Annotated in this window: 7 protein-coding genes; all 7 read right to left on the bottom strand. The window is 48.7% G+C overall.

All coding sequences use genetic code 11. The features are described from left to right. Nucleotides 1-26: 26 nt before the first annotated feature. On the bottom strand, nt 27-422 hold the full coding sequence (locus FDW95_RS14725; RefSeq protein WP_096755567.1) for an enamine/imine deaminase: 396 nt from the start codon (nt 420-422) through the stop codon (nt 27-29). 13 nt (nt 423-435) lie between these two features. Then, nucleotides 436-2,730 (bottom strand): formate C-acetyltransferase, encoded by a 2,295-nt coding sequence (gene pflB, locus FDW95_RS14720; protein WP_137363539.1) that lies wholly within the window; start codon nt 2,728-2,730, stop codon nt 436-438. Between the two features lie 28 nt (nt 2,731-2,758). Beyond that, the gene (gene tdcD, locus FDW95_RS14715; protein ID WP_096755565.1) at nt 2,759-3,967 is read right to left on the bottom strand and encodes a propionate kinase; all 1,209 of its coding nucleotides are present in this window, start codon (nt 3,965-3,967) and stop codon (nt 2,759-2,761) included. Between the two features lie 31 nt (nt 3,968-3,998). Beyond that, complete coding sequence (gene tdcC / locus FDW95_RS14710) at nt 3,999-5,330, bottom strand: threonine/serine transporter TdcC (protein WP_115257422.1); 1,332 nt, start codon at nt 5,328-5,330, stop codon at nt 3,999-4,001. A 22-nt stretch (nt 5,331-5,352) separates the two neighbouring features. Next, complete coding sequence (tdcB, locus tag FDW95_RS14705; protein WP_096755563.1) at nt 5,353-6,342, bottom strand: bifunctional threonine ammonia-lyase/L-serine ammonia-lyase TdcB; 990 nt, start codon at nt 6,340-6,342, stop codon at nt 5,353-5,355. A 98-nt stretch (nt 6,343-6,440) separates the two neighbouring features. Beyond that, a complete protein-coding gene (gene tdcA, locus FDW95_RS14700; protein ID WP_096755562.1) occupies nt 6,441-7,379 on the bottom strand; it encodes a transcriptional regulator TdcA in 939 nt (312 codons plus the stop codon). A 470-nt stretch (nt 7,380-7,849) separates the two neighbouring features. Then, nucleotides 7,850-8,074 (bottom strand): hypothetical protein (locus FDW95_RS23320; RefSeq protein ID WP_212734303.1); only part of this gene is annotated, 225 nt, incomplete at its 5' end.

The following is an 8,074-nucleotide window of genomic DNA, read 5'->3' as shown; positions in this document are numbered from 1 at the left end:
GATCCTGACGATCGCCCCGCGGGGAGTTACACCGTGTCGCCGCGTACGGCGATGGCTTCAATCTCCAGCTTCACATCCTTCGGCAAGCGAGCAACCTGCACACAGCTGCGTGCCGGATAGATAGCCTCGTGCTCATCAAAGAACTGCTGATACACCTGATTAATGGTGGCGAAGTCGTTCAGATCGGCCACGAAAACGGTGGTCTTCACGATATCGTTCACTTTCAAACCGGCGGACTCAACGATCGCTTTCACGTTTTCCAGACTCTGACGCGCCTGATCGGTCACGTGTTCGGCAACTTCACCGGTCTGCGGACATACCGGGATTTGACCTGAGGTCAACACCATGCTGCCCAGATCCACGCCCTGTACGTAAGGCCCAATCGCCCCTGGCGCACAGTCGGTTGCAATAACTTTTCTCATAAACCCTCCGGCGTTAAAGCGCCTGGGTGAAAGTGCGTGAAATAACGTCCTGCTGCTGTTCGCGGGTTAGCGCGTTAAAGCGCACCGCATAGCCAGACACGCGGATCGTCAGGTTCGGATAGTTTTCCGGGTGCTCAATAGCATCCATCAGCATTTCGCGGTTCATGACGTTGACGTTCAGGTGCTGACCGCCTTCGACATGCGCTTCATGATGGAAATAACCGTCCAGCAGACCGACCAGGTTGGTTTTACGCACGCTATCTTCTTTGCCCAGTGCAGCCGGCACAATCGAGAAGGTGTACGAGATACCATCTTTGGCATAGGTAAACGGCAGTTTAGCCACCGAGGTCAACGAGGCGACGGCACCTTTGCGATCGCGGCCGTGCATCGGGTTCGCACCTGGCGCAAACGGCGTACCTGCGCGACGCCCGTCCGGGGTATTCCCGGTTTTCTGGCCGTACACCACGTTAGAGGTGATGGTCAGAATGGACTGCGTCGGCACCGCGTTGCGATAGGTTGGCAACACTTTAATTTTCTTCATAAAGCGTTCAACCAGGTCGCAGGCAATGCTGTCTACGCGCTCATCGTTGTTACCGTACTGCGGATAGTCACCTTCAATTTCGAAGTCGACCGCCAGGCCATTTTCATCACGGATCGGTTTGACGCGAGCGTACTTGATAGCCGACAGGGAGTCCGCAGCAACGGACAGACCCGCCATACCGCATGCCATGGTGCGATAAACATCACGATCGTGCAGCGCCATCAGCGCGGCTTCGTAGCTGTACTTGTCGTGCATATAGTGAATGATGTTCAGCGCACTGATGTACTGCACGGCCAGCCAGTCCATAAAGTGGTCCAGGCTCTCCATCACCGTGTCGTAATCCAGCACGTCATCCATCAGCGGAGCAGTTTTCGGCCCGACCTGGATTTTCAGCTTCTCATCCACACCGCCGTTGATTGCGTACAGCAATGTTTTGGCGAGGTTGGCACGCGCACCAAAGAACTGCATTTGTTTGCCGATGACCATCGGGCTGACGCAGCAGGCAATGGCATAGTCATCGCTTTCAAAGTCAGCGCGCATCAGATCGTCATTTTCATACTGTAAAGACGACGTGACGATAGACACCTGTGCGGCATATTTTTTGAAGGCAATCGGTAAGCCTTCAGACCACAGCACCGTCAGGTTCGGCTCAGGTGCCGGTCCCATGGTGTGCAGCGTATGCAGGTAGCGGAACGAGTTTTTGGTGACCAGCGTGCGGCCGTCCAGCCCCATCCCACCAATAACTTCGGTCGCCCAGATAGGATCGCCGGAGAACAGGGTGTCGAATTCCGGGGTACGCAGGAAGCGCACCATGCGGATCTTCATGATGAAGTGGTCGATCAACTCCTGCGCCTGCTGCTCGTTTAAGATACCGGCTTTGAAGTCGCGCTCAATGTAAATGTCGAGGAACGATGCAGTACGGCCCAGCGACATCGCGCCGCCGTTCTGCGATTTCACCGCGGCCAGATAAGCAAAATACACCCACTGTACGGCTTCCTGTGCGTTACGCGCCGGACGGGAAATATCGCAACCGTACTTCGCCGCCATTTCCTGCATTTGCAGCAGCGCACGACGGTGCTCAGACAGCTCTTCACGCAGGCGAATCGTCGCCTCCAGATTCTGCCCCCACTCCAGATTTGACTGGAGATCGGCAAACTGCTGCTCGCGTTCACGCACCAGGTAGCGAATACCGTACAACGCAACACGGCGGTAATCGCCAATGATACGACCACGGCCATAGCCATCCGGCAGACCGGTTAATACGCCGGACTTACGGCAGCGCAGCATATCCGGGGAATACGCGTCGAACACGCCCTGGTTATGGGTTTTACGCAGTTCGGTATACTGGTACTCAAAATCAGCATCCATTTCACGACCGTAAGCATCAAAAGAGCTTTTGATCATGTTGATGCCGCCGAACGGATGCAGCGCACGCTTCAGCGGCTTATCCGTTTGCAGACCGACGATCTTTTCCAGTTCTTGTTCAATATAACCGGCATCGTGCGCGGTGATCGTAGTGGCAATATTGGTATCGAAATCTACCGGCGCATGCGTCGAGTTTTCAATACGGATGCCCGCCATGACTTTTTCCCACAATGCGGTGGTTGCCGGCGTCGCTTCGGCGAGGAAAGATTCATCCCCTTCATAAGGCGTGTAGTTATGCTGAATAAAATCACGGACATTAATTTCTTCTTTCCAGTCCGTACCTTTAAAGCCAAGCCACGCGTCGGCATACAGCATATCGCTGGTATCGATATTTACCTTCATGAAAAATAATCTCTCTACAGAAAATTAATTATGCAAATTCTACTGGTGTGTTAATTCTGCCTAAATGAATGGCATCACGAGCAATCATTTTCTCTTCATTCGTCGGAATAACTGCACAAATAACTCGAGCATCATTAGCAGAGATAATTCTCTCGCCATGAGAATTTGGCAGACTATTCATTTCGCTGTCGATATTCACACCTAATACGGCCAGATGTTCAATCACCAGACGGCGAATTAAGACTGAGTTTTCACCAATGCCGCCGGTGAAAATAATCCCATCAAGACGATGTAACGATGCAGCATGTCCGGCGATATGGCGTGCAATACGATGCACAAAGGTTTTAATCGCCAGCTGCGCACGCTCGTGTCCTTCGTGCCAGGCTTTTTCCAGCGTACGTAAGTCAGAGGACAAACCGGAAATACCCAGCAGGCCAGACTCTTTATTAACGACACGCTCAAGGTCGCTCAGCGTCTGATTGGTTTCACTGGCGATCCACGCCATCGCGCCAAAGTCCACATCACCGCTACGCGTACCCATCATCAGTCCTTCCAGCGGCGTCATACCCATTGAGGTATCCACGCTTTGTCCGTTACGGACCGCGCAGATGGACGCGCCGTTACCCAGGTGCGCGACAACCAGGCCAGAATCATCATCCTGGAGGTCGAGAAGCTCGTGCGCTCGCTGAGAAACATAGCGGTGCGACGTGCCGTGGAAGCCATAACGACGAACACCCAGCTCCTCGTAATATTTCCACGGTAAACCGTACAGATAGGCTTCAGGTGCCATCGTCTGGTGGAAGCTGGTATCAAATACCGCCACCTGCTGTACACCCGGAAAAAGATGCTGTGCGGATTCAATCCCGCTCAGGTTCGCATAATTATGTAATGGTGCTAAAGGAGATACCCGACGAATATTGTCGATAACGTCATCTGTAATTATCGCTGATTCCGTAAAGATACTTCCACCGTGGGCAATGCGGTGGCCAATTAAGGCCACGCTATCCATTAAATTACGTTGTTCCAGTTCAGCGGCAATAGCCTTTAATGCGTCTTCGTAGCTGTGGTGAGCCAGCTTAGCCGGCTCCCCACCATTAATTGCTATGAACGCATTTTCAGAGTTAATACCGTCTGCAATTCCCGCCATTAAAACATCACAGTTGGCTGCATCCAGCACTGAGAATTTAATGGAAGATGAACCACAATTAATAACCAGTACTACCGGAAACTCATTCATTTCACTACTCCGCTCATCCTGAGCTTAAGGATTAAAACAGTTTGTAGACGATGTTCAGGATAGTCAGCAGACCAATCGCAGTAACAAACACGTTATCCAGACGGCCACGGTATTTCGCCAGAGACGGCGCTTTACGGATGGCATACATCGGCAGCAAGCAGAGCAGTGAGGCGATAATTGGCGCGCCCATCGCTTCAATCAGGTCCAGGATGTTCGGGTTGGCGTAAGCCACAACCCAGGTGGAACCCATGATGAAGATCATGCTGATGGTGTTAAGTTTGCCAACAGAGACTTTGTTCTTATCACCTTTATAACCAAACTTCAGGACCAGACCGTTCAGACCTTCCAGCGTGCCCAGATAGTGGCCGAAGAAAGATTTGAAGATAGCGACCAGTGCGATGATAGAAGCACCGTATTCCAGAACGGTCGCGAAGGTCGACTTGGTGCCGGACAGTGAAGCAAAGTGGTTCGCCAGGTATGACAGTACCGGAATGTTCTGCGCTTTGGCTTCGGCCATATTTGCCGGAGACAGCGTGAACAGGCAGCTAAAGGCGAAGAACATGACCACTGCAACCATCAGCATACTGGCGCGGGAGATGATCTTGGAACATTTCTGCTCGGTAAATTCGCGGCCATAATCTTTTTCATACTCTTCGCGTTTAGACACCACGAAAGAGGAAACAATTGGCGAGAAGTTGAAGGAGAACACCATGATGGAAATACCCAGCCATACGGTGACCAGAATACCGTCATGCCCGGTCAACGCTATATTGCTGAGATCCACCTGCTGGATAACCGCTGAGTTCCAGTAAGGGATCAGGGACAGAGAGATAAGTACCAGGCTGGCAATGAACGGCCATACCAGGAAGCTCATCACTTTAACCATCAGATCTTTACCGAAGTAGATGACGAATGCCATCAACAGCAGCAGGAACAGCGCGACGAAGCCACGATTAAGCGCTGGCATCTGCAACTGGTTTTCCCAGAAGGTCATAAAGGTGTTGGTAATGGTGACGCCATAAATCCACAGCAGTGGGCAAATCGCAAAGAAGTAGAGGAACGTGATGACCACGCCGCCCGTTTTACCAAAATGCTCTTCAACCGTTTCTGTGATGTTGCCGGAAGGGTTAGAACCGGAAAGACACAGGCGTGCCAGCGCACGGTGGCAATAGAACGCGATGGGGTACGCTAACACCAGCATTAACAGAATGGGGATCAGCCCGCCAAAGCCTGCGCGGATAGGGAAGAACAACACCCCGGCGCCGATGGCTGTACCAAATAAACCCAGTGTCCAGGTGGTGTCCGATTTGCGCCAGGACGATTGTTTTGTCTGGCTGGATACAATGCTATCAGTAGTACTCATATCCTATCCTCAACGAAATATATTAAGCGTCAACTAAACCAGTAATTTGGGATACACGAGAAAGGTCGATATTACCGCCAGAAATAATGCTGACTGTTTTTCTATTCTGGATATAGCTATCTAATTTCCCGCTTAATAATGCAGCACAGGCCAGCGCGCCAGCGCCTTCTGTCACAACTTTATTTCGCTGAATTAATGCCACCATACTGTTGCGAATTTCATCTTCGCTGACCAGGACAATGTCATCCACTAACTCACGAACGATTTCATAGGTCAAAGTACCCGGGCGGGAGACGTCACAACCATCCGCCAGGGTGCCGGTCGTTCGGTGCGTGGTTATTTCTCCAGCGTGGAAAGAAGCCGCCATGCCGTGAACGTTTTCAGACTGTACGCCAATAATTTTAATGGTCGGGTTGATAGATTTAATGGCTATCGCAATACCGGCAATCAGTCCGCCGCCACCAATTGGCACAATCACGTTATCGACATCATACAGATCTTCCAGAATTTCCAGACCGATAGTCCCCTGACCGGCAATCACTTTCGGATCATCATAAGGCGGAATAAAGATGCGGCCTTCAGTTTCAACAATCTCACTCACTTTAGCGATCGTGTCGTTGAAGTTGTCACCGTGCAGCACAACTTCTGCGGAGTAGTCGCAGGTAGCAGCCACTTTAGACTTCGGTGCGCCTTTTGGCATCACCACTTTGCCGTCAATACCGAGCATCGCACAAGAGAGGGAAACCCCTTGCGCATGGTTACCTGCAGAGCAGGCCACCACGCCTTTACATCTTTCCGCTTCAGTTAAAGAACTGAGCTTGTTAAAGGCACCGCGAATTTTAAATGAACCAGTACGCTGCATGTTCTCAAACTTAAGGAAAATTTCCCCTTTGCAACGTTCACTAAAATAGTTAGAGCGAGGCATTCCCGTTTTATAAATTTTCCCCGCCAGTCTTTTTTTCGCTTCGAGGATATCTTCAATTGCAACTGGGAGATCGTATGTAATGTGCATTAGAACCTCTTACCTGGGTATTAAAGTAAATAGATAGCCGTGACCAACGTCTGATATAGACCGATGGCATTAATTCCGTATTAAATCGAGTTTAATCTTTAATCAACTTCAATTAATTGCTTTCGTCGCTGGCAATTATATGATGAATATTCTTTGGCTAATTCCACCAAAATTGATGCTGCTTTTTTAATTCGATAATTTTTAGACCAGACGGCGGCGTAACGCGCGACCGGTAAGGCCTCTTCTACCGGAATAGTAATAAACTGGTTTGAACCAAATGGAGTGGTCATATCGCAGGGAATTACTGTTAAGAAATCAGCATTGAGAACAAGATTATAAATTGTGACGACCGAGTCTGTTTTAACGATGTTTTCACTGCTGATGCCATTTTTTTGTAACGTAGTAAGAAGCTCGCTGTAGTAACCCATATTCGTTTGCGGCAACACCCACTGTTCATTTTGCAATGCGCTCAGCGTAGTGATGCCGGTGCGTGTTCGGGACTTACTGGCAACCAGAACAAACTCTGACTCGAACAGCGGCTCCACATGCAGGTCGTGCAATTTCATCTCATCGCTTAACGTGCCGATTGCAAAGTCCAGACGCCCATCACGAACCGCTGGTAAGAAAGAGGAAAGCTGGGCTTCATACATGGAAACCTGCGCGTTCGGGAACACCTCTTTAAACTTCTTAATCATGCCGGACATGATGGTAAAGGCGATCAGTGAGGGGAAACCGAACGACACATCAACAACCGCATTGCTCGTCATGCTATTCATCTCATCAACCATGTTTTTCATTTCACGGGTAATAGATTCAGACCATGAGAGCATCACCTGACCGGCTTGGGTCAATGTGACGCCTGTATTTTTACGCACCACCAACTCAATACCAAAATAAGCCTCAACATCATTAATGATTTTGCTTACTGCGGGTTGAGTTAAACCTAATTCTTTTGCAGCTGAGCCGATAGAACCACTTCTAATGACTTCCTGAAAGACCACTAAGTGCTGTGTTTTAGGGAGAGAAATAGTATTCATATCGGCCTGCTCTAATTACTTTGTTGACGGCAGGAAGTGTACCAAATTAAACGTTCACGGATATGTGCGACCACTCACAAATCCCCTTCACTTACATTTTGTAAGATTATTATAAACCAATAAAATCGTTATTTATCAATGCAATGAAGAAAAACGATCTCACTTTAACCTGACTTTAATCAAAAAAAGATGGGGGGATAACGAAAATTTATGGCGATAACACATGCACGTTAACGGTTATTTAACCGACGGTTGAAAGATGATAATTCAAGCAATTACAGAGTAATTATCGGTCGGGATAACGTTTAAATTTAATGAGCAATTTATCAAATAAAATTATAATTTAATTATTATCGTGGTTAAATAACGCCATGCATCACACTATTTTGCCTTATTTGTTTGTAAAGAAACATTGCATTTATCATTATTCAAAACAAAACAAACAATAAATTATCAAATGCAACAATAAATTAACGCTGGTTTTTGATGTTTTCACAGCAAGTAATTTTGTGATTTCGATCGATTGCGTGTGTTTTTTCTATAGCGAAACGTATCGATAAGCGTTTTGTGTTAGCTGTCACAAAACTGGAAATTTTCAGCAACCCCTTTGCCGCTGAAAAAGACGTTTTCGAATAAATAACGGGAAAATAAAAATGAGATTTACCGCAAATTTGCCGGATGGCGGTGCAAGCACC

This window comes from Citrobacter sp. wls718, assembly GCF_005280945.1.
Taxonomy (GTDB): domain Bacteria; phylum Pseudomonadota; class Gammaproteobacteria; order Enterobacterales; family Enterobacteriaceae; genus Citrobacter; species Citrobacter gillenii.
Note: the sequence above shows the minus strand (reverse complement) of the source record. Positions and strands in the feature narration are given on the sequence as shown.

Excerpts from the sequence above, each read along its gene's own strand:
- FDW95_RS14725 (WP_096755567.1), bottom strand. The coding sequence starts at position 422 with ATGAGAAAAGTTATTGCAACCGACTGTGCGCCAGGGGCGATTGGGCCT.
- pflB (WP_137363539.1), bottom strand. The coding sequence starts at position 2,730 with ATGAAGGTAAATATCGATACCAGCGATATGCTGTATGCCGACGCGTGG.
- tdcD (WP_096755565.1), bottom strand. The coding sequence starts at position 3,967 with ATGAATGAGTTTCCGGTAGTACTGGTTATTAATTGTGGTTCATCTTCC.
- tdcC (WP_115257422.1), bottom strand. The coding sequence starts at position 5,330 with ATGAGTACTACTGATAGCATTGTATCCAGCCAGACAAAACAATCGTCC.
- tdcB (WP_096755563.1), bottom strand. The coding sequence starts at position 6,342 with ATGCACATTACATACGATCTCCCAGTTGCAATTGAAGATATCCTCGAA.
- tdcA (WP_096755562.1), bottom strand. The coding sequence starts at position 7,379 with ATGAATACTATTTCTCTCCCTAAAACACAGCACTTAGTGGTCTTTCAG.